We start from the raw sequence: 23,984 nt of genomic DNA, 5'->3' as shown, positions 1-23,984 counted from the left end.
CGGAGGCACATGCCATGGTCGCGCTTGATGTCTATATGAGCCCTGAAAACCTTCCGGGCACAGAAGCCGCCCGGGTCGGGAAACTGCTGGGCTTGAAAGAGTCCGCTTCTCTGGATGATATCCTACTGGCGGACCATGTGGCCTCGGGACTAGATGTGTCGGCGGCCGAGGCTCTTGGCACTCTCCTTGGCCGAGCCAGTATAGTCGGCCCGCTCATCCCGGAAGCGACACTGCGCCGTGCGAAAAAACAGCGCAAAGTGCTTTCGCGGGAAATGAGCGAGCGGCTCTATGAGGTTTCGCGTGTCATTGATGCCGCGAGCCGGCTCTATCGCGGTGACATGCCGGCAATCTCCCGGTTCCTCAATCGGCCCCATCCCCTGTTGCATGGTCGCGCGCCACTCGATCTCGCGCGGTCCAGCTCGGCAGGGACGGATGCTGTCATCAACCTGTTGCGGCGTGCGGAGTCCGGCTTCGCGGTATGACTGCGTTGCGGACATTGCCGGAGCCGTTGACGGGCTACAGGATCGGCGATCCGGACGGCGAATTTCCGATTTGGGATGACGGCGGAGCCCGGCAAGCGTTCGGCCGCTGGCACGAGGCCGGCTCAGGGGTGATTTATGCCTCGGAGCATTACTCGACCGCGATGCTGGAGAAGCTGGTGCATTTCGGCGGTGAGCTGCCGGGCAATCAGCATTTCATCGAAATCACGCTCCCGGCGGGACTCTCCTACGAGGTGATGAATCCGGATCTTCTCGATGGGTGGGCGAATATCTCCGGCATTGCCGCGCGGGAATACGGCCGGAAATGGTATGTGGAGAAACGCTCCGCAATCCTGATTGTCCCTTCGGTTGTCGCGCGTATGGAGCGCAATTTCGTCTTTCATACGGGACATGCCGATTTCGTGCGGGTTGATGTCGGACTGGAAACGCCGGTCTGGTGGGACGACCGGCTATTCGCGCGCTGAGCCCAAACGGCTCGTGTTTATCCGTGCTTCTGGATAAACGCAGACAGTCGTCGTCCCGCTTCATCCAGTGTCTCGTCCGAGGCGCCGAAGCTCAGGCGGAGGTGCCCCGCTAGCATGTCGCCGAAGCCCTCGCCCGGGAGCAGGGCGAGCTTCTGTTCTTCCAGCAGTTTCCAGGCGAAATCGGTGGTGTCCATACCAGTCTCGCGGATATCGAGCATCAGGAACATGCCGGCATCGGGTTTGCGGACCTTCACTTTCGGCACGGCGGACAATGCGTCGCAAACCCGGTCGCGGCGGTGCCGGTAGAGATCGCGAATCCTGTCCACTGTATCGACCGCTTCATCGAGCGCGGTCATGGCCGCTTCCTGGATAAAGGGCGGTGAGCCGAACAGCATTGAGCCCATGACCTGTTCGACCGCGTTGATGGTATCCGGATCGGCGACGATCCAGCCCAGCCGCCAGCCGGTCATCGCATGGCCCTTGGAGAAGCTGTAGACCGACAGTGTGCGGTCCTTCATGCCGTCGATCAGGCGCGGGCTGAAATGCGGCTGATCGTAGGTCATGGAGCAATAGACCTCGTCGGAAATCAGCCACAGGTCGTGCTCGATGCAGATCCGGGCGATCTCTTCCATGGTCCTGCGCGGCCAGACGGCGCCGGTCGGGTTATTCGGCGAGTTGATCACTATCGCCTTGGTTTCCGGGCGCAGGGCGGCACGGATATCGGCCGGATCCGGAACAAAGCTGTTCTCGGGGAGCAGCGGCACCTGGCTCAACGATGCGCCGCGGGCGATCAGCGCGCCTTGATAGGTGACATACATCGGATCGAAGGCGATGACGTGATCGCCCGGATTGAGCGTCACCAGCCCGGACGTAAAGACACCGCACTGGGCGCCTGGAATGACGGCGACATTCTCCGCCGTGACCGTCTCGCCGATGCGTGCGCTGTGGTAGGCGGCAAGCTTTTCCCGCAGTGCAAGGAAGCCGATGCTTGCGGTGTAATGGTGTTTGCCGTCCCGCAGCGCGCTGACCGCTGTCTCAACGATACGCTCGTCGGTGGTGAAATCGTGATCGCCCACTGACAGCACGATGACGTCCGTCTCGCCTGCCCGATAACGCTTGCGGGCCTCGGTATGAATTGCCCAGGCATCGTCGGCGTCGCTTCCGCCCATGGCGGCGATATAGGAGGAATGGTGGGGCATCAAAAAGTCTTTCAGCAGGCAACGGGGCGGCCAGATAAGGCGGGCCGGGTTGCGCTGTCAATGCCACCTCTTGTCCTTTGCCTGCTTGCCCCTATTTTCCCGGACTGATATAGCCCAGTGCGACCGGGTACCGGCAGTGACGCCGGATAGAAAAAGTGCAAGGAGCTGCCGCATGGCTGACGCCGCTTTCACCGACTACAAAGTTGCCGATATTTCGCTCGCCGAATGGGGCCGCCGCGAAATCGCGATCGCCGAAACCGAAATGCCGGGCCTGATGGCGCTGCGCGAGGAAAATGCCGGCAAGAAGCCGCTGGCCGGCGCGCGCATCACCGGTTGCCTGCACATGACCATCCAGACGGCCGTGCTGATCGAGACCCTGGTGGATCTCGGCGCCGATATCCGTTGGAGCTCCTGTAACATCTTCTCCACTCAGGACCAGGCCGCAGCTGCTATCGCGGCTGCAGGCATCCCGGTCTTTGCCTGGAAAGGCGAGACCGAGGAAGAATACGAATGGTGCCTGCGCCAGACCATCAAGGGTCCGGATGGCTGGGCTCCGAACATGTTGCTGGATGACGGCGGCGATCTGACGATCATGATGCACGAGGATTATCCGGAGCTGATGGACGATGTCCGCGGCGTGTCGGAAGAGACCACGACCGGTGTGCACCGCCTCTATGAGATGGCGAAGGCGGGAACGCTCAAGGTTCCGGCGATCAACGTCAATGACAGTGTCACCAAGTCCAAGTTCGACAACCTTTATGGCTGCCGTGAGAGCCTGACCGACGGCATTCGCCGGGCCACCGACGTCATGCTGTCGGGCAAGGTCGCGGTCGTCGCCGGTTACGGCGATGTCGGCAAAGGCTCGGCCGCCAGCCTGCGCAACGGCGGTGCCCGGGTGCTGGTCACCGAGATCGACCCGATCTGCGCCCTGCAGGCGGCGATGGAAGGCTACGAAGTCGTGACGATGGAAGAGGCCGCGCCGCGCGGCGATATCTTCGTCACCGCGACCGGCAACAAGGACATCCTCACGATGGACCATATGCGGGTCATGAAGGACCGCGCCATCGTCTGCAACATCGGCCATTTCGACAACGAGATTCAGGTCGAGCCGCTGCGTAACCTGACTTGGCACAATGTGAAGCCGCAGGTTGACGAAGTCGAATTCCCGGACGGCAAGCGGATCATCCTGCTGGCCGAAGGTCGCCTGGTTAACCTCGGCTGCGCCACCGGCCACCCGAGCTTCGTGATGAGCGCCTCCTTTACCAACCAGACGCTCGCCCAGATAGAACTCTGGAACAATGCCGGCGAATACGAAAAGCAGGTTTACGTGCTGCCGAAGAAACTGGACGAGAAGGTCGCCGCTCTGCACCTGAAGAAGGTCGGCGCGATGCTTTCCCAGCTCTCTGACGAGCAGGCTTCCTATATCGGCGTGACGCAGGAAGGCCCGTTCAAGCCCGAGGCCTACCGTTACTAAAAACAGCATGCACGCGGCGGCGGTACTTGATCCGCCGCCGCGTTCCCTTATTTAAAGCCATACGCAAACACGCACATGAGGGCGGGGCATGCGGTGGCTTTTTTTGGGACTGATCGGCGGCGCTCTATTGGCTTCAAAAGCCGATGCACGCGAGCTTGATCTCTCCTATACGATCTATTTCGGCGGCTTCTCCGTCGCCGCGTTCGATTCAAAAATCGCCGTCGACCGCTCGGCCTACCGGGTCACGACCAACGCCCGTTCCCTCGGCATCCTCGACTTTTTCTTCCCGATTGCCGTGACCAGCGAGGGCACCGGCCAGGTGACCGGCAGTGGCATCAAACCCGAGACATATCGCAGCAATGGAACTTTTGACGGCAAGCCCCGCCGCATAACGCTCACGACCCGTGACGGTGCGGCGCCGTCAGTCTCCATGCACCCGCCGCGCGATCCGGAAAAGCGGGATGCGGTGCCGGAAGATCTGCAACTGGGCACGATCGATCCCTATGCGGCCGTTGTCTCGCTGGCTCTGACGTCCAAGGTCAATCCATGCCAGGAAGAATTGCGGGTCTTCAATGGCCGCACCCGGACGGATTTCCGCTTGTCCCACGCTGGCTCCGATGTTTTGAAGAAGACGGACTACAGCGTTTTCGACGGCCGGGCTGAACGGTGCGAGGTGGCATACGAGACGCTGGCCGGAGGGTACAAGAAGCCTTGGTTCGGCGAGGACAAGACAGATGCCGTGACACGGCTCTGGGTCGCCCGGCTGACGGAAGACGGCTCCTGGATACCGGTGCGCCTGGAGTCGGAAGGCCCTTTCGGTATGATCGTCGGCCATATCACCGGTGCGTCGGAACGCGTCGATCTGGCCGAACGGGTTTTGCTGAAACCCTAGCAAGACCTCAAACGATTTGAGCCGCTCCCCCTATTTCAGGATCAGGGAGTGCCGGATACCGAGCCAGATGGTGGCGAGCCCGGCACTGATGATGCTGGTCAGCACCATCAGCCGGACACCGACGCCGATTTTCTCCGACAGATTCCGCTGATGGCGCAGGTAGGCAAAATCGTGCTGCGCCTGGATCACCCGCTCCGGTGAGGTGACGTCGAGGCCGAGCTCAGTCAATGTCGCCCGCACCACGCGGCGGGCATCGTCCTGGTCCATGGAGGCACTCCCTTTACCGACTTAGCGGTCTCTCGTAAGCATGGCGATCAGGCTCGCGAGGGCGATGCCGACGGCCCCGATTGCTTCACCGATCTCAGGCTCCAGAGATACTCCGGTGGCCGTGAGAAATCCTGTCAGGCCGATCCAGGTGCTTCGTTCACCCAAACGGTCCAGTAGCCAGCTTGTGTTGAAGTTCATCACTTTGTCTCCTGAGGATTGGTTTCGGCGGGGGTGGTGCAGCTGTCCAGAGCGGGGTCGATGTCCCCGGCATTCCGCAACCGTTCCCGGACAGCGGGGGGCAGGGCGCAATAGCCGTCGCGCACGGCATGGATGGCGGCGAGGGCATTGGCTCTGCGGATTTCGATCTCCGCGGCGGCATCGGGATCGGCACATCCCGGCACTGCCGTCAGCAGACTCACGACAGCCAGCATCGATCTGACATGCATGGGAAACTCCTCATCTTGTGGGAAAATTGAATAGGTGGCGCTTGCGGAATTACGGACTTTCTTCCGCTTCCCAGAGCCGGAGCTGGTTGCCCCAGACCTCGGCGGTGACCCGGGTCACAACGCCCGCTGCTTGGCCTGCATAGTTCGGGATTCCGCCGATGCGTTTGACTCCACCTGCGCTGCCGCCGAGGGTCCATGACGGCGCGAACCCTCCGGCGCCGCCCTGGGTGATGAGGAACCGTCGCGTATATTCGAAGCCGAGGCCGAGTGCTGCGAAATCGAAACCGACATTTCCGGTCAGGGTGACGGCAAGGGCATTCCAGCGGGCCGCATCGATGGACACTGTCCCGGTGCCGATTTCTCCGAGGTCTTCGATGCTCATCCGGGTGCCGCGCAGGTTCCCGTCGGCCAGCGCATAGCCCTGAAGATTCAGGCCCATGGTCTTGATTTCGCCGGTTGCCCGGTTGATCTCCAAAGGCCGGCCGGTCCAGGCACCGGAATTATCGAACGTGTGCAGGAAGATCAGGCTGCCGCCCGCCGTATCCGACAGGGGGGTATCGTCGAGGCCGAAATCCAGATGCGGCAGATCATCCCGCATCATCCGGAGGTTGAGGTACTGGCCGGGCGGGGCATTTAGGGCCGGAGAATGGCCGTCGATCTTCAGGGCCCCGGTTATTGTCCCGCCCGCGCGTTCGAGGAACGCGGTGAAGAGCGGGTAGCTCAGCACCCAGTCGCTCCGTTCGGTAGCGCCTTCGGCAAAGCTGACCTCCATGGTAAGGGCCGTGCCGTCGAGCGTTGTGATCGTGCCGGCCATGAGGTGCGTTGCCTCGCCCGCACTGGTGACCCGCAACACCTGTCCGGCCTTCCAGCCGGGCGGCGGAGTGGCCAGCAGGGTGAAGGTGACGGGGCCGGTCGCGGGGGTGAGCGGGGAAGCGGAAAGTCCGGCCGCGCCCTTCAGGACAGCGGTTTCCTCGGCAACCGCACGGACGATGGCGGGGAAGCCGGTTTCTTCCTCGGCATAGGCATTGCCGTCCAGATTGGCGTCGGTGAAAGTGCGGTCGCCGATGGTCACGGACCAGGTCATCAGTACAGCTCCTCTATGACGAATTCCTTGGAATAGCGCGCGTTGAAATCGTTCACGATGGGGGTGGTTTCGGCGATCCGGCCATAGACCGTGCGCCGGTGCAGGTGCGCGGTGTCGTCCGGATCGACCATCGCCAGGATGTCGCCGCCGGTGCCCTTCAGCCGTTCCAACTCGTAGGCGTTGGCCAGCATCTCGTCGATATCCAGATGTTCGATCCGGAAGCGCAGGCGGCGGTATTTCGGCTTGCCGTCGAAATAGGCCTGGCCGCCGCGCGACTTGACGATCCGGCTCTCGTCCACCTGCTCAATGCTCCAGCCATATTGCAGGTTCACGCTGGGCGTCCATGCCGGTGCCAGCAAGGCGCGTCCTGCTTGCAGATAACCGGCGGGATTGTCCGGGTCCTCAAGATCCACGCGCACATAGCGCACGCGCCGCGCCGCGGGCAGGATGGCGTAAGATCCGATGCCGTAAGTCTCCGCCGTCGCGGTATCGAGATGGCCGCCCCACTGGAACTCGCCCCAGTGCCCGGTGCCGAATGGCACCACGCGGGGCCAGATCGGCTCGGCGCCGGTGTCGAGTTCCGGCTGTTCCAACGAGGTATTGAACAGCCGTACCCGCCAGGTGCCGCGCTGGCTCAGATTGTGGTTCAGAATACCGGCGAAACTGACGGGACGCTGGGCGCCGAAATCCACCTCGAACCAGCAGGAAGCCGGATCGGTGTCGACGGTTCGAGCCACCCGGCTCGGGTGCGGGTGGGCGAGATTGTCCAGCGGCAGACCGCTGCTCCAGTCCCCGCCGTCGAGGGCCGCATTGTCCAGATAGTTCCGGTAGACGATCAGCATGTTGCTCATCGATTGCTATCCCCAGAGGGTGAGTTCGGCTTCGTCGAAAGCGCTGTCTTCGGACAGTCCGGCCAGCACCAGGTTGCGTCCCCCGGCCAGCCCGTGGCGCGGATAGGTGATCCGGATGGTGCTGCCGAGGGTGAGGCTGTAGGGCCGGGTTTTTACCCGGACCCTGAAGAGGTCGCGCGCCGTGCCGAAAAGGGCGAGGCGCCGGGCCGCTTCCGTAACAGCGTCCGGTTCGGTTGCCAGCAATCCGTCTTTCTGAATGTCGCCGGCGAGTTTGTGCCGGATCTGGATGGTCGGGTCCGAGGCGTCTGCATAGCGGTGGGACGCGGCCAAATCGCTCCGTGCTTCCGCGCCGAGACCGGCCGCGCTTTCCCCGTCCGAAAGTGGGCGCCAATAGCGGGCGTAACCGAGTTTCTGGCGCCAGAGGGGCAAGGCGGACGGCTCGCGTTCAAGGCTGACGATGGCGCTGTCGTCGAAACTTTCCGTCGCGGTTTCCGCCGGTTCCGTCAGTCTGCCGACGGTGAACTGACCCTGCCGGTCGAAACCGAAATGGGCGCCGATACTGTCCGCGAGGCTGTCGAGAGCGGACAGCATGCCGGTCTCCTGTCCGGCGAAGAAACCGGTGGCCATGGGGGCGGCGAGGGTAAGGTCGGCGAAAGCGCCCCAGTCGATGAGCGTCAGCCCGGAGGCCCGCATGGCAATGCTCAGCATCAGGCTGGCCGCGTCTTCCGCATAGGCGCCGCCCATCGCATCGCCATGGACGTGAGCCGTGACAGGGCCATTTGGCGCGCTGCCGAGCCGGAAGGTGCCGGCGACGAGGTCCACGGCATAATGCGATGGCGCCGGCGGTTCAGTCCCGGCGGTCAAGGCCAGGCCGCTGTCGAATACGGCGTCGATCCCGGAGATCTGGCTGTCATGCACCTGATAGGTCAGGGTGGCCGCATCTACCAGCACCGCCGGAACGTGAAAGCAGCGCCCGTAGCACAGCGGCTTCGGGCGTCCCTTCAACCCGGCATCGCCCTCGCTTCCGCCCGTGCCCAGATAGAGGGTCTGCTGCAATGGCCGCTCGAACAGCACCTGCAGATCGCGGAGATGCAGCCGGATCCGGTCGTCATCGAACTCGATACGCTCTGCCGTGCCGTCGAACACAGTCCGGTAGTCGGCGAGGCGGAACCGGTCGCCGCCGAGCAAAAGCCGGACCCGGCGCCCGTCGAATGCGAGGCCGCGCCAATGGTCGAGGGCTCCGTCCGCGTTGTTGATGTCGAGCGTGCCGAAGCCGGGCACAGACCGGCCTTCAAGCTGACCGCTGCGATAAAGATGACGTTCGAAACTGATGGCGGAGAGCAACCGGGCATCGAAATACTGGTTGCCAGGCACCTCGTCCGGTTCCGTGGTGAAGCCGTGGTCGCTCAGATAGAGCGGAACCGTTGTTTCCAGATCGGAATCATACGGCTCCAGGATTGCCAGATAGCGCCGGATCGAAAATGGATCGGCGATCAACGCGTCATAGAGGGACATCTTTGCTCCTTCAGGCTGTTTGGCGCGAGAAGGCCCGGCCAAGCACGCGGTTGAGCCGTTCGTTGTCGTCCCGGAGCGCGGCGACCTCCCTGTTCAGGCGCTTCATCTCCTGCACAAGCTCGCGGCTGTCCGCCCGTTGCAGGCGCAGTGCGTCCCGCGTCTCACCGATGCCGCCGCTATCGTCGTTGGCGGGCAGACTGAGCGTGACGGGAATGGAGCGCCCGTCCGGCAGGGGCACATAGGCTTCCGGCTGGCTGCCTTCACCGAACAGGGCGACGGACACGTCGCTGGTAATGCCGCCATCGTACGGTGCGGTCTGGGCCGGGCCGTTCGCGGTCATGATCCCGCCGGTGGCGAAGCCCATGGCGGTGACCACCGCGTTCACGGCCGCATTCTCCGCCCGAAGCCGCGTGAGCTGGCCTTCGCCGAACCCGCTGGGCAGGGGAAGTCCGGCGGCATCGAGAGCGGTCAGGATGGCGAGGTTGGTGTCCGGGTTGTAGCCAAGGTCGTACCCGGCAAAGGGCGAGCCGCCGCCTCCGGACTGGTATTGCCCGCCGCCGTCCGACTGGTATTGCGGGGTGCCGTTCGTGGTGCTCTGCGGCTCGAGCCGGTCGCGGATTTCGATCAGCACATCCAGTTGGCGCTCTGCCGCCGTGATCTGGGCTTTCGTCTCGTGCAGCGCGGACGCGAGAACCGCATCGACCTGATAGAAGATATCTGTGTAGGCCTGGCTGGAGGCGTGTACCTCCCGCGCCAGTGTCAAATAGGTGCGGGCGCTGGCCGCCAGGTCCTCCCGCGCCTCCGTATCGCCTTCGGCGGACGCGGCGGCGAGCTCTTCGAACCCGGTTCGCGCCTGTGCCAACCGGTCCAGCGGCGAGTGTGGCGAGAGGGAGCTGTCGAGAGCGAAATCCTGCCGGGCGGAGGTAAGGTTTTCCGCAAGGCGGACGAACTCTCCGACAGCGTTTTCCTGCACTGAGATTTGCCGGTCGAGCCCGGCGGTCGCCGCCTCGATACTATCGGCAAAGGTCTGGACCAGATCGCCGCTTTCGCTGAACGTAAATCCGATCCGGTCGAGTTGCGCGGTGAAGTTCGCCTCGATTTTGCCGAGGATCTCCTGATCCTGACCATAGCCGAGCTGTTCGGCCTGCCGCAGCAGGCTGTCCCGTTCATTGAGCGCCTGTTGTGCGGCGGCCCGTTCGGGAGAGAGCTCTTGCAGGAAAAGCGTTCTGACTTCCGCCCTCAGTGTGTCGGTGGCGGCATTGATCTCGGCGGCGACATCGATGGTCTCAAGCCCGAGCGCTGCCAGTTCCCGATTGAGGGCTTCCAGAGCCGGCACCAGGGCTGTGATCTGGGCCGCCTGCTGTTCGTACAGCAAGGCAAAGCCTTCAAGCGGCGCCTCTGTTCCGGACAGTGAGAGCGTGTCGAGCAAATCACGGGTCATGCCCCGGACGGCGGCGCCTGCCTGCTCGAGACGAAGGCCCGCCGCGGCGTCCGGTGCTTCGCCGCCGCTGAACAGCACGGCCACATCTTCCAGGAACAAACGGATGGGCTCGAACGCATCACCTGCAGCGGCCCGGCCGACTGCGTCGATCGCGGCACGCTGGCCTTGCAGCGCACGCGTATAGGCATCGACGCTTTCGGCGCCGTCCCTGAAAAGGGCGACGGTCTCCTCGAAGCTGGCGAGGAAGTCGATCCGGCGCAGCGATGTCTCGAGACTTTCGAACGGCGCCGCGAGCAGTTTTTCGATACCGGCCTCGAATGTCTGCTGGTTGCGAGAGTCCGCCCCGGCATCGTCCGGCAGCCCTGTCAGGTTGCCGTCGCGGACGGCCTTGGCGAAGGACAACTCGATGGCGCGGGCGATCAACTCCTCTTTACCCTCGATCCCGCTGAGGTCGGCTCCGGTGGCAAAATCGCCGGTGGTCTCCAGACCGCCGACGAAATAGCCGGTCGGCAGGTTGGATTTCCGGCCGCTGGAATAACCGATCTGCAGGAAGTTGCCGGCATTGCCGGAAAAGGCAACACCGAGCCGGTCGGTCATGGCGTCCAGCGCTGTCAGCACCCGGTCCTGCAATTGCAGCAGATCGTCGAGCGGCCCGTCATCAAGCTCAAAGGAACTTTCAGCGGTTGGCGTGCCGCCCTGGATGCCGATGACGGCCTTGGCGAAGGGATAGTCCTTGTCCTTGAAAAGCTCGTTCAAACCAAGCGCGGCAACGGCGGCGATGGCGCCGATCGTGCCCGTACTGCCAAGCGAGCCGGCAATGCCGGTAAGGAAGGAGCCGCCCGCACCCGCTCCAGCGCCAGCGCCGCCCAAACTTGGCAGAAAGCTGGAAAGCAGAGAGCCGCCAGCCTCGAACAGTCCGGAAAATCCGCCGCCGCTGCCACCGAGGGAGCCGAGAATGCTGGAGGCGGCGGATGCCAGACTGCCCGCGCCGTCGCCGAGGATATTGTCCCAGTCGATTGCAGAGATTGCCTGGCCGAGACCGGATGCCATGTTTTGCCAGATCGAGGCGAAGGTATCGGCGCCGTTCTCCGAAATCCCGGCAAAGGCCCGGTCGAAATCTTGGGCGATATCGTCGGAGAGCGTACCCCAGGCCGCGTCGCTGCGCCGGGCGGCGTCCTCCTGTGCTGTGGCAATGTTCTCCGACGCGGTCAGTTGCTCGACCATGGACTCCGTAATCAGGTCTTCCAGATGCAACCTGTCTTCACCGAGGGCGAGCAGGTCCGCTTCGCTCGAGGTGAAGGAGGCGTCCTGAAACTGCGGGATCTGTGTGCCCGGTGACGGCACGGTCGGGCGTAGCCGCTCCAGACTGTCGAGTGCCGCCCCGACCCGGTCGAGTGCGCCGGTGATGCTGCCGGCAAGGCGGTCGAAGGCGGATTCCGCACGGCTCAGGACCGGCGGCATGGTGTCGATGGCCTCCAGCAGGGTGTAGATTCCGGCGGCGGCACCGTCCTCGGGCAGGCGGCGGATCGGCATGGCGATCAGTCCTTTTTCTTTTGCGTGTTTGTGCTCTGTGGGGGAGCCTGCTCCGCGCGGGTGCGGAGATAGGCCTCGTCCATGGTGCGGAGCAGGGGCACGAACTCGTCCGGGTCCGTGATGCCGAAGAGCCCGCAATAGGCAGCGATCTCGGCCAGCGGGATGGCCCCTTCCGCCGTCCCGAACGGCGTGGACACAAGCGGGCGTCCGCGTGTCAGCAGGGCGAAAGCGTGGGCCACCCGCTCAAGATCCGGAAACAACTCGGGTTTCTCGTCGAGTGCGGATGGCTTTGTGCCGCTTTGCTCGGCGAGAAGGGTCAGGAAGTCTTGCCGCCCGCCCCAGGCGACTTGCCAGCGGACGAAGGCGGCAAGTTTTTTTCCGCCTCCTCCTGATCCTGCTGCCGGTAGAGCTCGATATCGGTCGCCATCTCGACGATGAGATCGCGGAAGTCGCGCAGTGCCGGGTCGAGCAGGAGTTCGCGCGCCCGGTCCGGCGAATAGGCAAGCGCCGCGCCGTCCAGCGCGAGATCCTGCCAGTCGAGCAGCACGGTTTCCGCCAGCACCTCGGCAGTCACCCGCTCCGCCGTCGCTTCTTCCAATGTTCCGGCGCGCAGGGCCCGGCGGAACGGTTTCATCCGGCGCTGCATTGCCTCGCGATAGCGCCGGTTGCCGATCCGGGCGAGCTTGACCCGCGCGCCGCTATCGTCGCCGTCCAGTGCAACCCAGACGCCTTCATCCTCGGCGGTGCGGTCGGCCTTGAATTTCGAGAGATCCATTATCTGTCCTTCGGAAATGGGTGCGTTTGTGATCAGGCGGCGATGCGGTCGATCTGGACGGTCGCGCCGGTGGCCGGATCGCGCACCGCCTGGAACTGGAAGTCGGCCATCACGTCCTGGTCCGGCCCGCCGGCGGCGATGCTGCCCCGGGTCAGACGGACGCGCGGCAGGGTGAAGACATAGGCGTTGCCGTCCGCGTCGGTGACCCGGAAGGACAGGCTGGTCGGGGTGCCGTTCAGGTATTTCTCGTACAGCGCACCATCGGCGAAATAGAAGCTGGCGCGGCCGGTCACCTGGCACCGGCCGGTGCCGATATCGACATTGCCGAGACTGCCGACCGCGCCGATCCCGCGCAGACCGTTGGCGAGCGAGATCGAGAGCGATTGCAGGAAGACACCGGAGAGCGGTGCGCCGCCCTCCATCACCTGGCCGATATTGTTGACCGCGTTCAGCACCGGATTGGTCATGGCCGGAATGGCCGCGCCGGTGCCGACCGTGGCGCTGCCGATGGAGGCGGAAGCGCCCATGAAGCCGAAGCTGCCTGTCAGCACCCGGCCGGTCTGGATCTGCAAATCCATGGTGTCAGCGACCATGCCGGTGAAGGCGATATACTGGCCGATATCGGTGAAGGCCTTTTCCAGCGTCAGCGCCGTCTCCGAGACCCCGTTCCGGATCATCGAGCCGTCCACGTTGACGGTGAGACCGGCCGCAGCCTCGTCGCTTGCCGGAGCGGATGCCACGGTGAGGCTGTTCGTGGTCACGGCGCTGACCTGATAGAGCCCGTTATTCTCTCCGCTGTTCGCCGCGAAGCCGCCGACCCGGACCCATTGCCCCGCCTTGATCCCGGCCGCGACGAAATCCGTTGAGGTACTGGTGAAAGCGCTGCCGCTTGCATCCGCCGCGATATCGTCCGCGATGGAGATGGCGAGCGGCGTGGACCAGACCGAGAACAGGGCGCTTTCGATCAGCGTGTCGTAGGCGCCGTAGGACAGCTCCAGATTGACCGCGCCCGAGGCGGAGGCGCCGGTCTGGATCAGGTCGGGGACCTGACGGTCGGCCCGGACTTCGGACGAGCTGGTGGTGGCGATCGTGTAGCCGAGACTCTCGCCGGTGAAGCGAAGTTTTGTCAGGGCCGAGGCCGGGGTCGATCCCCAGAGCGATTCCTTTGCATAGGCGAGTTCCGTGCGGCTTGAATCCGCCATGGTGGTCTCCTTGGGCGTGAGGTTTGGGGTAGAGGTGAAAGATCAGTGGATTTCGTCGCGCCAGAACGGGATCGCCACGGCGGCCCGGTAGGCGCCGTCGATATCCTCGTCCGCGGTGATTTCAGGCGGCAGCAGCACGTGAGCTGGGATCAGTGCGTCGTTGAACAGTGCGGCGGCGGCATCGGCGAGGGCGGTTGCCTGTTGCGCGCCGCCGCCAAGCGGGGTGAAGCAGTAGATCATGATGCGGCCCCGGTAGCGGTGCAGGGCCGGGCTGCCGAGCGCGGCCTGCTCCGATTGCTCATGCAGGATCATCAGCTTCACCCAGCGTCCGTCCTCGGGCGGGCTGAAGGCGACATTCTCGAAGGCGATCGGAGTGAGCAGCCAGTTGGCGCCGAAAAAACTCTCGACCGCGCGCCGGGCACTGGTGAAGGACATCAGTTCTCTCCTCAGCGCCTGACGAGCAGGCGGAACAGCAGGGGCTCGGTGCCGGTGGCGATGGTGGTGACATTGACGACGTCATGCGCTGCACCGTCGATCCGGAGCAGGTCGCCCGGTGCGGGGCGGATGCCGGACAGATCCTCTCCGGCGACGGTGACCAGCAGGTCGCCGTTCTGCATCAGCCCGCCGACAAAGGCCGCCGAGACGCTTTCGACGATGCCCAGCAGGGGATGGTCGGACGGCGTTCCGGTGACGTTTCCTGTCGCCGGGTCATAGCTGGCGGCCTCGGTCTTGCTGAGCACCATTGGGGCGCCGTAGCGGGTGATCAAACGGGCGGCTACGCCCGAGAGAGAAGAGCCGAACGGGGTCATGCGCGTATCACCTCATGGCTCGCGGCCGGCCGCAGCAGCGGCTTCAGCAGCAGATCGATCAAGGGGTAGGACTGGCCGGACACGGCGTCGGGCATGTAATCGACCTCGACCGGGCCGACCTTCTCCCGCAGCACCTTGCCGCCGCGTTCCAATGGCGGTGCCAGATCGCCGGCAAGCGCGATCAGCGACAGCTCGGCTGTGGCATGCTCAACCCGGCGCGGAATGCCGGAGAGAGTCCTTCCTTCGCTGTCCACCGCATCCCGCCGTGGCCAGGAAAGTGGCTGTCCCGGATCGGCGATGCGCCCTCGGAAGGCATAGCTGCCGTCGATATAGGCGGTGGCCTGAAGCAGGGCGGCTTCCCGCGCGACCGATGGCGCCGCCGCCCATCCCGACGCGTTACGGGCGGCGAAATAGGCATCCGCATCCGCGACCGTGAGATAGGTGTCTTCGCCGACCGCGAGGCTCATTTCCGCCTCCCCCGGCGCCGCCGTTTGCCGGAAAGAACGGGTGCGGGCGGAGGCACAGGCACGGGGGGTGTCGATATGGCCAGTGCAGGCGCCGGGGCGGACTGGCTGGGTGCGGAATGGCAGGGAGCGGATTGGCAGGGCGGGGGCTGCACTTCAGGATCGTCGTCCGACAGCAGCCAGTTGCGGAACCGGCCGTCTTTCTCGTGGATATAATCCGCCCGGTTCGCGAGCAGGCGCTGCTCGCCGTAGCGGTGCTGCAGCGTGACGGTTGGCAGCAGGTCGGCTTCAGGCTCGGACATGGAACGGCCCCTTTGGTCTGGCAATGCTGAATAAAAAATCGGCCCGGGCTCCGGCGGACGGAGACCCGGGCCAGGCGGGGAAAGCCCTAGCCGGCGATGCGGACGGCGAGTTCCGGGCGGACCAGTTTCACGCCCCAAAGAACGTCAAATTCCCAGACCGTTTGCTTGTATTGGCGGGAGATTTCCAGCCGCAGGGAGATGCCCGTCTCGGCATCGGTCATGGACAGGATCTGGTTACCGAGCGAAAGATCCTGGGTGCCGGCGCTGAGCGGCCGCATGGCCAGCGCGAAGGCATCCCGGTGGAAGGCCAGATTGACCACATGGCTCGGCGTGACGGCCACAGCCGCATCGGCGGCGACATCCGCTTTCAGGGCAGGATTGATCGCAACGGAGACGCCGCTGCCATCGAGAACCGCGTCCGCCGTCACCGCGTAACTCTGGGCATGCCCGGCAAAGCTGACGATATCGCCCACCTTCAGGGTCGGGCTGCCGATGTCGGATTTCAGGCTGACGCTCGCCGCTCCGGTGCTCGCTACATTGGCGGTGATGGTAAAGCTGCCGCTGTCGCTGGCGGTGCCGGCGGCATGGGTCAGCACGCCGTCATCGGCGTACCACTCGATTCCGAACTTGCGGCCGATCTCGCCGTCGATCTTCACCGATGCGGAGCCGACTTTCTCCGCGTCGGAGAAGGGCGCGAGGGCCAGCGCGTTGGCCTCGGCATCGAAATCCAGCACGGCCCGCCGGTCGCCGCGCGGGGCGAGCTGCTTGTTCAGCAGTTTGCGGGCAGACGTGGCGTCGGATACGTCGGAGCCGAAAGGCGTCACGCCCGCCCCGCCGACAAGGCCGAAGACGCCTTTATATTCGGCATGGACGGAGGCATTGACCGCATTTGCCAGCGCCCGGATCGCCTCGCTCATCTGCATCGGCACGAAACTCTCGTTCCGGTCGATCTCCATCACCTCTTTATCCGTGAGGTAGAAGCCGGCCTTCTTCCACTTGTCCAGAGGTACCTGGACCTTTGAGATGGTGATGTCGTCCGGCTGCGGGGCGGCGTTCGACGGGGTGACGTCGCTTGCCGTGATGGCGCTCGGCAGCGGCACGTCCACCGTGTCGCCCTTGCGGGCGGCGTCGTTCGAATAGTCCGCGTTCACCAGCCGGGGCATGATCGCCTGCTCGCGCAGGGCCAAGAGGCCGCGGGCCAGGATTTTCGGCATGATTTCGGTCATGGCGTTTGCCATTTGGAAGGCTCCTTGATGTGTGAAAAAAAAGCATGTCGATGCCGTGCCGCCCGGCCCGCGCGCAGCACAAAGCGCCGCCGGCCATCCCGGCCGCCGGTTGTGTCAGATCAGAGTGTTAAGTGATTGGTGTTAGCGGGAGACCCGTATCCGGCCGCTGGCGATGGCGGCGATGTTGCGGTCGAGCGCGTTCTGGTCGCTCATCGCGATGACATTCTCGCTGCCGCCTGCCTGTCCGAGGCTTGGCGCGCCGCTGCCGCCGCGTGCGGGAGGCTCGAAGGCCCGGCCATAGACCGGGCTGGCCTGCAACTCGCGCACCAGATCGCGCGGGGTGAGCGGGGTGCCGTCTTCGGGGTTCTCCGCCGGGCTATCGCCCTCGCCCCGAATTGTCACGGAGATACCGGCCTCGCTCTCGGCTAGGATCAGCCGGGGTACGATGACGGGCAGAAGCAGCTCGGCGATACCGTGCTCGGCATGGATCGCCGCGCGGGCCTCGGCGGCGATCAGTGCAGCTTCCAGCTTGACCTGGGTCAAGGAGGCCTCTCCTTCCTGATCGGTGCCTTGCCGGTCGAGTTCTGCTTTCAACTCACGCCGGGCGGCGCGCTCCTTTTCCAGTGCGGATTTCAGGCCGGAGACGTCCTCCACACCGTCCGCATCAAGGCGGTAACGGCCGTCGTCTGTTTCGACATAGAAGGCGCGGGCCGCTTCCGGGACAGCGTCGAGAGAGTCGGTTTCGGCGGGCAAGGGCATGGTTGTACTCCAGTGACGAAAACAAAGGGCTGAAACGAAAAACGCCCCGCTGGGCGGGGCGTTTTGAAAAGTCCGGGAAGGATGAGGCGTCAGTCGAACATGGCGTCGATTTCGTCCTGCGAGATCGCCTGGCCTTCCATCATCGGGCCGCTCAGGGTCAGATCCTCGTCCTTGCGGGTAATGTCTTCCGGCAGCGGCATGGTCTGGAATTCGCGGATATCCCAGGTCGCCATCATCGCGTCGACACGTTCCTCGATGTAATTGAGGACCTTGATCACCTTGTTGATGCGCTGACCGGTCAGATCCTGGAAGTTACAGGCTTCGTAGATCGCCGTGATCAAGTCCGCGATGTCGCCAAGCCGTGAGTTCGCGTATTCGTCCTGGGTGACCGTCAAAAGGTCGGCGACGACTTCCTCGATCTTTTCCGCATTGCCCATGATCCCGTCGGTCGCGCTCTCGGTCTGGCGCACGATCTCGCTGAGTTCCTCGGTCGCTGACTCGAACTTGTCCTCGTTCGAGAGCGGGTGGCGCAGAGCGGCAATCTCGACTTTTGTCGCCTGGATACGGCCGGCGATCTCGGAGATCTCGGTCCGGATCTCCTCGATCTTCTGATCCTGCTTGCCGACAGCCTCTGCTGCATCTCTGTCTTTATCTGTATCTGCTGGCGCCGGTGCAGGTTGGTGCCCGTCGATCTTGCGTTCCAGAGCTCGGATCGCTTCCATGACTTCGGACAGATCGACCTCGGCGGCGCTGACGACACTTTCGGCAACCAGAGCATTTTTGGCACCTTTGGTGCCGAGATTGCTATTGGCACCGTTCTTCGCACCCGCATTGGGTGCACGGCGCGATTCGATGCTGTACGGCGTTTTCATATACCTAGGCAAAGCGATACTCCTCTAACTCGCCTAAGTTCTATCCGATTGAGGTTATCAATCGGTAAAGACGATTTTATTGCATGGCAATGCCACTGCAATCATTGGGTTGCAACGGGTTTCCGGTTCAACTGGTCGAGAGATCCGACGGATCCTTGCGGTGCAATGCGACCCGTCCGGCTTCGCTTCTCGGAACGCCGAGCCAGTCCGCCATGTAACCGAATGCAGTGGTCAGCCCGTCCTCGACGGCATGGATCAGGCCGAGCAGGGACGTGCTGTTTTCCGCCGCGTCGATGGCCCGCGCCGTCGCTGTTGTCGAGCCTGTCCCGCCGCGCCGGGTCATGAGGTCGAGGCCCATGACGGCCATGCGGTCCTCCAGATCAATCAGGTCCTGACGGCCGGCGGCGATGGCGGCACCGCTATGCTCGACAAAGCGCAGATCGGCGCTCTCGCCCTCGCCCGTGATAATCCGGTTCGGGCCGAGCGCCAGGCCGTCTTCGGGTAGCGCAAGGTTCCGGCCGAACAGGATCGGCACACGGGCTACATGCAGGATGTGTCGCTGGTCGCTCGCCGATTGCCAGTGCGCAAGATTCAGCCAGGCAAGATCCATCAGTGGCGGGTGGGCCGTCATGAAACCTGCACGGTTGGCATAGATGGTAACCAGGGGAATGCAGCCGAGGCTGCTGTCCCCCGCATCGTCGCGGCGCCAGGGGCCGAGCCCGTCATCGCCGCGCCGCCAGATTTCGAAACGGCCGGGATAGAGTACCCGGATCTGGCGTTCTGTCTTGTCTTCCCATGTGCCGGACGCCCGGTTCACGGTTTCGCGGATGCGGACCCGCGTCAGAGCGCTGCCGATGCCGCTCTCCTGACCGCGCCAGCCAATCAGGTCCGATGCCTGAATATGGACAAGATAGGGCCGGGCTGTATCCTTTCCCCCGTCACCGATCCGGGGATGGTCGACCAGGATATGCGTGAGGCCATCCGTCAATGCGGCCTGCATCACATCGCGGGCGAAGACCGTGAGGTTGCGGCCACCCAGATCGACATTGTCCGCCAACGCCGCCAGGGCGTCCGGCGGGGCGCCGGTCAGGCTGGCCGGACGGTGGAACGGTTTTCCGAGCAAGGTCTGTATCGTGCGCTGCAATCCGTTGAACAGTACGCTGCGGTTCAGTCGGATTGTATAAGCTTCGCGGCTCTCGCCGGGCTCCCTGGGCAGCCATTTTTCTCCGCGCTGCCGCATGATGCGGGTGCCGCCGAGCAAGTCGTGGATCAGCTCCCAATCGGTGGCCATGTCCTGATAGGCGGCATTCGGAGTCGCGACATCGGAACTCATTTTTGGACCTTTCTGCGGACTAGTCATCCGTCATGCCTGAGCCAGAGTTCCTGGCAGCCGGCATAGTCTATCTGTTCGGGCGCTAGCCCCCCGACGGGCCGGGTTTCCGTCGCGACGAGGGACCATATTGCTTCGGGGACCGGGCTGTCGGGCTGCTCCGAGGATGTCAGCCGGGCTTGTTCGGTCAGCCATTTCAGGCCGTGAAAATGCACCCGGACACGCTGTATCCGTGGGGCGCGGTCTTCCGGTGCAGGAAAACGGATCAGGAAGCGGTGTCTGTCGAACACCCGTTCAGCGAGAGCGGCCAGCCGTCGGCCGAGAACTGCGTCGCCCTCGTAGCCAAGGGTGCGCAATTTCGCGGTCATCACGCCCAGAACCTGCTCGCCGCAATGGGGCGGGATATAGAGGCTGGCGGTGCCGGAAATGGCGCGAAGACCGGCGAGAACAGGGGCCGTTGCTTCCCGCAAACACTGGAATGTCACGGAGGCCGGCGAGATCATCGCCCGGATATCGTCTCCGGCATCGTCGAGCAGGCCGAACTCTTCCTGAAAACGGTTGATGGCATCCAGCAGCGCATCGCTCGCCAAGCCATCGATCCTGTCAGACCAGTAAGGGCGCCCGGACAGATCCCTGATATGTGCAAGCAAGGCCTGAACGAGGGCTATATCGTGCGGCTGCCCGATGCCGGGCCCGACGCTTGTTTCGAGGTACGCGATTACAGGCATCTCCCACCTCCCCAAGTGGTTGGCCTCAAGTGGCTGGCCCAAAGGCCATGCGTTCAGGTTCGGTTCGATTGGGCTCAAACCAGGAATTGCCCGGTCTGAGTCCGGTTTCGGCTCAACAAGAGTTCCGTCAGGGCCCAGACCAGCGCATCCACCCGGTCCGGAGAGCCATTGGCTCCCGATGCTCCGGTGAAGCTGCACATCTGATCCTCGAGTAAATCCAGCTGGCCGATATGACGGACGCGGCCCTGTTCGTAGAGAGCGGCGACCGGTTCGGCCCGGGTCTGTTTGCCGCGGCTGGCGCGTACTAGTCGCAGCGGCACGGACGGATCGACACTGCGGAGCACCTGCTCCACCATTTCTCCACCCTGATTGACCTCGGCGACAATGCGATCCGCGTCATGCCGGCGATACGCGTCGATGGCGCGGACAGCCCAGTCGTTCGGGGCGAGACGTCCGGAGAGATCCTCCAGCACAAAGGCGGTTTCGGCGGAGCGGCCGGCGACCAGAATGCCGGTCTCGTTCGAGGCGGCATGGTGGCTCGCCGCCGGATCGATGGCGACAACGATGCGGTCCAGAACGGGCTGCTCGCCCGGCGTCATTCGGGCGGCTTCCAGTTGCTCCCGGCGCCACAATGCGCCCGGCACGTCGGTCAGGAATTCACCGTCGAGTTCCTGCCGGCCCAGCCTGGTGCCGCCATAGGCAGTCTCCATCGCGGCCAGGAAGCCCGGGGCAAGGTTGAGCCGGTTTTCCGTGCTGCGGCCCTGGGCCAGCACCGTGCCGTCAGCTTCCGCGATACGTTTCAGCCAGTCCTTCGGACGTGGTGTCGTGGTGGCAATGCATTGTGGTTCAGGCCCGAGCCGCAGGGCCATCATCAGGTTGTGCCAGGCCTCTGGCTGGGGCCAGGCTGCAATTTCGTCGGCCCAGGCGATGTCGAACTGATGCCCGCGGACCTGATCCGGATCGTCGGCCGACAGCAAGGTCGCGACGCTGCCGGATTTCCAGGTCAGCCGTCGTTTCGACGGCTCGTAGTGTGGCCGTTCCCAAGGCGGGGCGATGGCCAGCAGGCCGCTCTCGCCCTCGACCATGACGTCACGGACATCTCCGGCGGTAGCCCCCATGATTGCGGCACGCTGGCAGCGGCCGCTTTCGAGTGCCGTCCTGATCCATTCAGCGCCGGTTCGGGTTTTCCCGAAACCGCGTCCGGCCAGGATCAGCCAGACCCGCCAGTCGCCATCGGGCGGTAGTTGCTTCTCCCGGGCCCAGAACGGCCAGTCATACAGCAGGAGGGCTGCTTCGGCGTCACTGATCCCGCTCAGGAACCGGGTCCGCTCCATCGGGCTCATGCTCCCCAACGAGAGAGGGGGCCGAGTGGGAGGTGGCGGAGAGGGACTCAAGGCGGGCGGCGAGTTTTTCCTTTGCGCCTTTGAGGTGGCGCTCCAGGTCTTCTGATCCGGCATCTCGGCCCTCCCGGAAGGTTTCCGGGCGGTGTGCCCGCAGCAGGAACATCAGGAGCGAGTCCGAGTATTTCCGGACCGTCCCGCAGATCCTGCCCTGATGGAAACGCGGTTGCTCCACGCCTTCGACAGCCCGACTTCGGGCCTCGGCCTCAAGCATGTCGACGGCCATGTCGAGTGCGTCGTCCCAGGCATCGGCGAAGGCCTGATCCTGGCGTCTTATCTGATAGGCATTGCTGCGATCGAGCCGCGCCTTGCGGGCGGCTTCGCTGACATTTCCGGTTTCGGCGAGAGCTTTCAAAAAGTGCCGTTTCTTACGTGTCCGGGCTGCGGATTCGGCCATGCGTTTCACCCAAAGAAAAAGGCGCCCTGCGGGGTGTTCCCACAAGGCGCCGACGATAGAATAGTATTTAGCCGATTTTATAAACCTTGTAAAGCGGTTTTTTCCGATAGTTTGTCATTTGTTTGTATGCGGATTTAAAGGATCGCGGCAGTTAACCACTTTAAATCAATGTGTTATTGTTTTCATTAATCGGAAAAAACCGATCAATCTGGCCTGCGAAAAACGCGTGGCGGGGGTGTTTTCCGAAGCCGGTCGCGGATCGCGGCAAGGCCCCGGTCCTCGATCCGCCGCAACGTGACATGGCTGCGCCCGTCAATATCCTCCAGTTTTCGCCAGGCGACGCCGCAGGCCCGGGCCCAGACCACGATCCGTTGTTCCTGGTCGCAGGCGAACATCCACCCCAAACTTTCGTCGAGTCGGTCTATGGCCGCCGGGCTCGGGGAAGCCGGCCGTGTTTTTCCCGGCGACAATTCATGCGCAAAGCTGTTTTGCGCCACGTCCGGCCACCCTGTGAGCCGGGCCTTGGCATATGCCCGTGGTAATCTGTGCAAAGTGTCCGCTGCTTCTTTCAGGTAGTGTTTGATCCATTTTGGATCCGGCACAATCTGCGTGCTCGTCATTGACTCCCTCCAATCGGAATCGATCAGCGTCGCGATGAATGGGGCGTCGTTAAAAGTGTGGGTGTGGCTTTTCTGCGCCTATGGCGCTAAATTGCGACGAGATCGGATTTTCCCGGTCAAAAAATACCTTTGCCACTGACGCTTAGGTTGTTCTAGGCGAAAGATGAAATTCCGGCAATAGGAAAAAAACTCTTGATCATCCGATTGTGTATGTCTAGGTTCCGATTATGAAGCTCGATATCCAGCGAAAGCGCATCCTGGAATTGGTGGCGCATCGTGATCCTCCAACGGATCTGAAGAAAGCCTCGCTGGCTTGCGGCAAGAATCACGCCTACCTGCACCAGTTCATAAATCGCGGAACACCCCGGAAATTGCCGGAAGACGTGCGGTATGCCTTGGCCCGCCATCTTGGCGTCGACGAAGCTGTGCTGCGACCGGAACAGGGGGCGGCATCTTTACCCGCTCCGGTGCGTCGGGCCGGGCCGGCCATATCGCCTTTTCCCGGCTCCGGGCTGATCGATCCGACGAGAGTCACTGCGGTTCCGGAAGTCCGGATTTCGGCGTCGGCCGGTGGCGGAGCCAATCTCGAACAGGAGCCGGGCGGTAACGACTGGTATTTCGATGCGGGCTGGCTGCGGTATGAGCTGCGGGCGTCGGCCCGGGATCTCCGGGTGATTTCCATCGACGGCGATTCTATGGAGCCGGTGCTGTATTCCGGCGACAAGGTGATGATCGATCTCAGCCGCACGGCCCCCTCACCGCCGGGCATCTTCGTGCTGCATGACGGCATTGGCCTGGTGGCAAAGCAGCTCGAATATATTCCCAACAGTGATCCGCCAAGGGTGCTGATCCGCTCCGAAAGCGCGCGTTATCAGGATTACGAGCGGACGATTGAGGAAGTGAATATCGTCGGCCGCGTGATATGGTTCGCCCGTCGCCTCTAGGCATATGCCGAGGCAGTACTAAATCTTATCGGATCGAATCCATTATCGGCGCGCAAGCGAGAATGCGCGGAGACGAGAGTTGAGCGGACAACCAAAAACCATCTGTGGCCCCTGGCGCTATGTGTTGCTCTGTGTCGGCATCCTGTGCACCGCCCTGGGCATCGCCGGTATCATACTGCCGGGATTGCCGGGGACGCTGTTCTTGCTGATCGCGGTCTGGGCTTTTTCCCGCTCTTCCGAACGGTTCCACCTCTGGCTCTACAATCATCCGCACTTCGGCAGTGGCGTGCGCGCCTGGCATGAGTATGGGGTGATCCCGCCGCGGGCCAAGATCGCCGCCGTGACGATGATCGGCTTTTCCTTCGCGCTGCTCTGGGGATTTGTACTGGAAGATTGGCGGCTGGCGGCGGCGACAGGTGTCGTGCTTGCTCTGGTCGCAACATGGATCGCGACCCGCCCGGGAGCGATCAAGCAGGAAGATCCCGCCTGA

At 63.5% G+C, this 23,984-nt stretch carries 29 protein-coding genes; 6 read left to right on the top strand and 23 right to left on the bottom strand.

Annotated features, from left to right (window positions below; all coding sequences use genetic code 11):
* The first annotated feature begins 14 nt into the window (after positions 1–14).
* Positions 15–482: an antitoxin Xre/MbcA/ParS toxin-binding domain-containing protein gene (locus IG629_RS18800; protein WP_193173457.1), complete on the top strand. Its 468-nt coding sequence runs from the start codon at positions 15–17 to the stop codon at positions 480–482.
* Positions 479–964, top strand: coding sequence for an RES family NAD+ phosphorylase (locus IG629_RS18795; protein WP_193173456.1), 486 nt, complete (start codon positions 479–481; stop codon positions 962–964). The genes IG629_RS18800 and IG629_RS18795 overlap by 4 nt, the downstream gene beginning before the upstream one ends.
* Before the next feature lie 17 nt (positions 965–981).
* Here IG629_RS18795 and IG629_RS18790 read toward each other — a convergent pair whose 3' ends face one another.
* Complete coding sequence (locus IG629_RS18790) at positions 982–2,163, bottom strand: pyridoxal phosphate-dependent aminotransferase (protein ID WP_193173455.1); 1,182 nt, start codon at positions 2,161–2,163, stop codon at positions 982–984.
* Between the two features lie 172 nt (positions 2,164–2,335).
* On the opposite strand from IG629_RS18790, the gene ahcY reads away from it, so the two are divergent.
* Positions 2,336–3,637, top strand: coding sequence for an adenosylhomocysteinase (gene ahcY, locus IG629_RS18785; protein ID WP_193173454.1), 1,302 nt, complete (start codon positions 2,336–2,338; stop codon positions 3,635–3,637).
* Positions 3,638–3,725: 88 nt separating this feature from the next.
* Positions 3,726–4,529: a DUF3108 domain-containing protein gene (locus IG629_RS18780; RefSeq protein ID WP_193173453.1), complete on the top strand. Its 804-nt coding sequence runs from the start codon at positions 3,726–3,728 to the stop codon at positions 4,527–4,529.
* Between the two features lie 30 nt (positions 4,530–4,559).
* Here the strand turns inward: IG629_RS18780 and IG629_RS18775 are convergent, their stop codons facing one another.
* The 22 genes from IG629_RS18775 to IG629_RS18670 form a co-directional block, all read right to left on the bottom strand.
* Positions 4,560–4,796 carry a hypothetical protein gene (locus IG629_RS18775; RefSeq protein ID WP_193173452.1) on the bottom strand — a complete coding sequence of 79 codons (237 nt, stop codon included), beginning with the start codon at positions 4,794–4,796 and terminating at the stop codon, positions 4,560–4,562.
* Positions 4,797–4,817: 21 nt separating this feature from the next.
* Positions 4,818–4,994 carry a hypothetical protein gene (locus IG629_RS18770; protein ID WP_193173451.1) on the bottom strand — a complete coding sequence of 59 codons (177 nt, stop codon included), beginning with the start codon at positions 4,992–4,994 and terminating at the stop codon, positions 4,818–4,820.
* Entirely contained in the window at positions 4,994–5,242 is a 249-nt protein-coding gene (locus IG629_RS18765; protein WP_193173450.1) for a hypothetical protein, read from the bottom strand. The genes IG629_RS18770 and IG629_RS18765 overlap by 1 nt, the downstream gene beginning before the upstream one ends.
* Before the next feature lie 49 nt (positions 5,243–5,291).
* Positions 5,292–6,326, bottom strand: a complete 1,035-nt coding sequence (locus tag IG629_RS18760) for a hypothetical protein (protein WP_193173449.1) — start codon at positions 6,324–6,326, stop codon at positions 5,292–5,294.
* The gene (locus IG629_RS18755; RefSeq protein ID WP_193173448.1) at positions 6,326–7,177 is read right to left on the bottom strand and encodes a hypothetical protein; all 852 of its coding nucleotides are present in this window, start codon (positions 7,175–7,177) and stop codon (positions 6,326–6,328) included. Before IG629_RS18755 ends, IG629_RS18760 begins: the two co-directional genes overlap by 1 nt.
* A 6-nt stretch (positions 7,178–7,183) precedes the next feature.
* Positions 7,184–8,692, bottom strand: a complete 1,509-nt coding sequence (locus tag IG629_RS18750) for a hypothetical protein (protein WP_193173447.1) — start codon at positions 8,690–8,692, stop codon at positions 7,184–7,186.
* Between the two features lie 10 nt (positions 8,693–8,702).
* Entirely contained in the window at positions 8,703–11,666 is a 2,964-nt protein-coding gene (locus tag IG629_RS18745; protein WP_193173470.1) for a coiled-coil domain-containing protein, read from the bottom strand.
* A 5-nt stretch (positions 11,667–11,671) separates the two neighbouring features.
* Positions 11,672–11,986 (bottom strand): phage tail assembly chaperone, encoded by a 315-nt coding sequence (locus tag IG629_RS18740; protein WP_449867059.1) that lies wholly within the window; start codon positions 11,984–11,986, stop codon positions 11,672–11,674.
* The gene (locus IG629_RS18735; protein WP_051285324.1) at positions 11,983–12,441 is read right to left on the bottom strand and encodes a hypothetical protein; all 459 of its coding nucleotides are present in this window, start codon (positions 12,439–12,441) and stop codon (positions 11,983–11,985) included. Before IG629_RS18735 ends, IG629_RS18740 begins: the two co-directional genes overlap by 4 nt.
* A gap of 32 nt (positions 12,442–12,473) precedes the next feature.
* Positions 12,474–13,643 (bottom strand): phage tail tube protein, encoded by a 1,170-nt coding sequence (locus tag IG629_RS18730; protein ID WP_193173445.1) that lies wholly within the window; start codon positions 13,641–13,643, stop codon positions 12,474–12,476.
* Positions 13,644–13,685: 42 nt separating this feature from the next.
* Positions 13,686–14,078 carry a phage tail terminator-like protein gene (locus IG629_RS18725; RefSeq protein WP_193173444.1) on the bottom strand — a complete coding sequence of 131 codons (393 nt, stop codon included), beginning with the start codon at positions 14,076–14,078 and terminating at the stop codon, positions 13,686–13,688.
* Positions 14,079–14,089: 11 nt separating this feature from the next.
* Positions 14,090–14,452 carry a hypothetical protein gene (locus tag IG629_RS18720; protein WP_028467621.1) on the bottom strand — a complete coding sequence of 121 codons (363 nt, stop codon included), beginning with the start codon at positions 14,450–14,452 and terminating at the stop codon, positions 14,090–14,092.
* The gene (locus IG629_RS18715; protein ID WP_193173443.1) at positions 14,449–14,919 is read right to left on the bottom strand and encodes a DnaT-like ssDNA-binding protein; all 471 of its coding nucleotides are present in this window, start codon (positions 14,917–14,919) and stop codon (positions 14,449–14,451) included. The genes IG629_RS18720 and IG629_RS18715 overlap by 4 nt, the downstream gene beginning before the upstream one ends.
* On the bottom strand, positions 14,916–15,218 hold the full coding sequence (locus tag IG629_RS18710; protein ID WP_193173442.1) for a hypothetical protein: 303 nt from the start codon (positions 15,216–15,218) through the stop codon (positions 14,916–14,918). Before IG629_RS18710 ends, IG629_RS18715 begins: the two co-directional genes overlap by 4 nt.
* A gap of 86 nt (positions 15,219–15,304) precedes the next feature.
* A complete protein-coding gene (locus IG629_RS18705; protein ID WP_193173441.1) occupies positions 15,305–16,456 on the bottom strand; it encodes a P22 phage major capsid protein family protein in 1,152 nt (383 codons plus the stop codon).
* A gap of 129 nt (positions 16,457–16,585) precedes the next feature.
* Positions 16,586–17,203, bottom strand: a complete 618-nt coding sequence (locus tag IG629_RS18700; RefSeq protein WP_193173440.1) for a hypothetical protein — start codon at positions 17,201–17,203, stop codon at positions 16,586–16,588.
* Positions 17,204–17,292: 89 nt separating this feature from the next.
* Entirely contained in the window at positions 17,293–18,087 is a 795-nt protein-coding gene (locus IG629_RS18695; protein ID WP_193173439.1) for a protein phosphatase CheZ, read from the bottom strand.
* A 115-nt stretch (positions 18,088–18,202) separates the two neighbouring features.
* Positions 18,203–19,408 carry a DUF4055 domain-containing protein gene (locus IG629_RS18690; protein WP_193173438.1) on the bottom strand — a complete coding sequence of 402 codons (1,206 nt, stop codon included), beginning with the start codon at positions 19,406–19,408 and terminating at the stop codon, positions 18,203–18,205.
* A gap of 23 nt (positions 19,409–19,431) precedes the next feature.
* The gene (locus IG629_RS18685) at positions 19,432–20,133 is read right to left on the bottom strand and encodes a hypothetical protein (protein WP_193173437.1); all 702 of its coding nucleotides are present in this window, start codon (positions 20,131–20,133) and stop codon (positions 19,432–19,434) included.
* Positions 20,134–20,207: 74 nt separating this feature from the next.
* Positions 20,208–21,476 carry a DNA-packaging protein gene (locus tag IG629_RS18680; protein WP_193173436.1) on the bottom strand — a complete coding sequence of 423 codons (1,269 nt, stop codon included), beginning with the start codon at positions 21,474–21,476 and terminating at the stop codon, positions 20,208–20,210.
* Complete coding sequence (locus IG629_RS18675) at positions 21,433–21,930, bottom strand: terminase (RefSeq protein ID WP_193173435.1); 498 nt, start codon at positions 21,928–21,930, stop codon at positions 21,433–21,435. The genes IG629_RS18680 and IG629_RS18675 overlap by 44 nt, the downstream gene beginning before the upstream one ends.
* 203 nt (positions 21,931–22,133) lie before the next feature.
* Complete coding sequence (locus tag IG629_RS18670) at positions 22,134–22,550, bottom strand: DUF6362 family protein (protein WP_193173434.1); 417 nt, start codon at positions 22,548–22,550, stop codon at positions 22,134–22,136.
* Positions 22,551–22,777: 227 nt separating this feature from the next.
* Between IG629_RS18670 and IG629_RS18665 the strand changes: the two genes are divergently transcribed.
* The gene (locus tag IG629_RS18665; protein ID WP_193173433.1) at positions 22,778–23,494 is read left to right on the top strand and encodes a S24 family peptidase; all 717 of its coding nucleotides are present in this window, start codon (positions 22,778–22,780) and stop codon (positions 23,492–23,494) included.
* 79 nt (positions 23,495–23,573) lie between these two features.
* A complete protein-coding gene (locus IG629_RS18660) occupies positions 23,574–23,984 on the top strand; it encodes a YbaN family protein (RefSeq protein ID WP_226886925.1) in 411 nt (136 codons plus the stop codon).

Source organism: Nisaea nitritireducens, assembly GCF_014904795.1.
GTDB lineage: Bacteria > Pseudomonadota > Alphaproteobacteria > Thalassobaculales > Thalassobaculaceae > Nisaea > Nisaea nitritireducens.
This window is presented reverse-complemented; position numbering and strand designations above follow the sequence as displayed.

Excerpts from the sequence above, each read along its gene's own strand:
- IG629_RS18750 (WP_193173447.1), bottom strand. The coding sequence starts at position 8,692 with ATGTCCCTCTATGACGCGTTGATCGCCGATCCATTTTCGATCCGGCGC.
- IG629_RS18745 (WP_193173470.1), bottom strand. The coding sequence starts at position 11,666 with ATGCCGATCCGCCGCCTGCCCGAGGACGGTGCCGCCGCCGGAATCTAC.
- IG629_RS18665 (WP_193173433.1), top strand. The coding sequence starts at position 22,778 with ATGAAGCTCGATATCCAGCGAAAGCGCATCCTGGAATTGGTGGCGCAT.
- IG629_RS18685 (WP_193173437.1), bottom strand. The coding sequence starts at position 20,133 with ATGCCTGTAATCGCGTACCTCGAAACAAGCGTCGGGCCCGGCATCGGG.
- IG629_RS18765 (WP_193173450.1), bottom strand. The coding sequence starts at position 5,242 with ATGCATGTCAGATCGATGCTGGCTGTCGTGAGTCTGCTGACGGCAGTG.
- IG629_RS18700 (WP_193173440.1), bottom strand. The coding sequence starts at position 17,203 with ATGCCCTTGCCCGCCGAAACCGACTCTCTCGACGCTGTCCCGGAAGCG.
- IG629_RS18790 (WP_193173455.1), bottom strand. The coding sequence starts at position 2,163 with ATGCCCCACCATTCCTCCTATATCGCCGCCATGGGCGGAAGCGACGCC.
- IG629_RS18680 (WP_193173436.1), bottom strand. The coding sequence starts at position 21,476 with ATGAGCCCGATGGAGCGGACCCGGTTCCTGAGCGGGATCAGTGACGCC.
- IG629_RS18755 (WP_193173448.1), bottom strand. The coding sequence starts at position 7,177 with ATGAGCAACATGCTGATCGTCTACCGGAACTATCTGGACAATGCGGCC.
- IG629_RS18715 (WP_193173443.1), bottom strand. The coding sequence starts at position 14,919 with ATGAGCCTCGCGGTCGGCGAAGACACCTATCTCACGGTCGCGGATGCG.
- IG629_RS18670 (WP_193173434.1), bottom strand. The coding sequence starts at position 22,550 with ATGACGAGCACGCAGATTGTGCCGGATCCAAAATGGATCAAACACTAC.
- IG629_RS18800 (WP_193173457.1), top strand. The coding sequence starts at position 15 with ATGGTCGCGCTTGATGTCTATATGAGCCCTGAAAACCTTCCGGGCACA.
- IG629_RS18770 (WP_193173451.1), bottom strand. The coding sequence starts at position 4,994 with ATGAACTTCAACACAAGCTGGCTACTGGACCGTTTGGGTGAACGAAGC.
- IG629_RS18780 (WP_193173453.1), top strand. The coding sequence starts at position 3,726 with ATGCGGTGGCTTTTTTTGGGACTGATCGGCGGCGCTCTATTGGCTTCA.
- IG629_RS18675 (WP_193173435.1), bottom strand. The coding sequence starts at position 21,930 with ATGGCCGAATCCGCAGCCCGGACACGTAAGAAACGGCACTTTTTGAAA.
- IG629_RS18705 (WP_193173441.1), bottom strand. The coding sequence starts at position 16,456 with ATGGCAAACGCCATGACCGAAATCATGCCGAAAATCCTGGCCCGCGGC.
- IG629_RS18760 (WP_193173449.1), bottom strand. The coding sequence starts at position 6,326 with ATGACCTGGTCCGTGACCATCGGCGACCGCACTTTCACCGACGCCAAT.
- IG629_RS18730 (WP_193173445.1), bottom strand. The coding sequence starts at position 13,643 with ATGGCGGATTCAAGCCGCACGGAACTCGCCTATGCAAAGGAATCGCTC.
- IG629_RS18710 (WP_193173442.1), bottom strand. The coding sequence starts at position 15,218 with ATGTCCGAGCCTGAAGCCGACCTGCTGCCAACCGTCACGCTGCAGCAC.
- IG629_RS18725 (WP_193173444.1), bottom strand. The coding sequence starts at position 14,078 with ATGTCCTTCACCAGTGCCCGGCGCGCGGTCGAGAGTTTTTTCGGCGCC.
- ahcY (WP_193173454.1), top strand. The coding sequence starts at position 2,336 with ATGGCTGACGCCGCTTTCACCGACTACAAAGTTGCCGATATTTCGCTC.
- IG629_RS18775 (WP_193173452.1), bottom strand. The coding sequence starts at position 4,796 with ATGGACCAGGACGATGCCCGCCGCGTGGTGCGGGCGACATTGACTGAG.
- IG629_RS18690 (WP_193173438.1), bottom strand. The coding sequence starts at position 19,408 with ATGAGTTCCGATGTCGCGACTCCGAATGCCGCCTATCAGGACATGGCC.
- IG629_RS18720 (WP_028467621.1), bottom strand. The coding sequence starts at position 14,452 with ATGACCCCGTTCGGCTCTTCTCTCTCGGGCGTAGCCGCCCGTTTGATC.
- IG629_RS18795 (WP_193173456.1), top strand. The coding sequence starts at position 479 with ATGACTGCGTTGCGGACATTGCCGGAGCCGTTGACGGGCTACAGGATC.
- IG629_RS18735 (WP_051285324.1), bottom strand. The coding sequence starts at position 12,441 with ATGGATCTCTCGAAATTCAAGGCCGACCGCACCGCCGAGGATGAAGGC.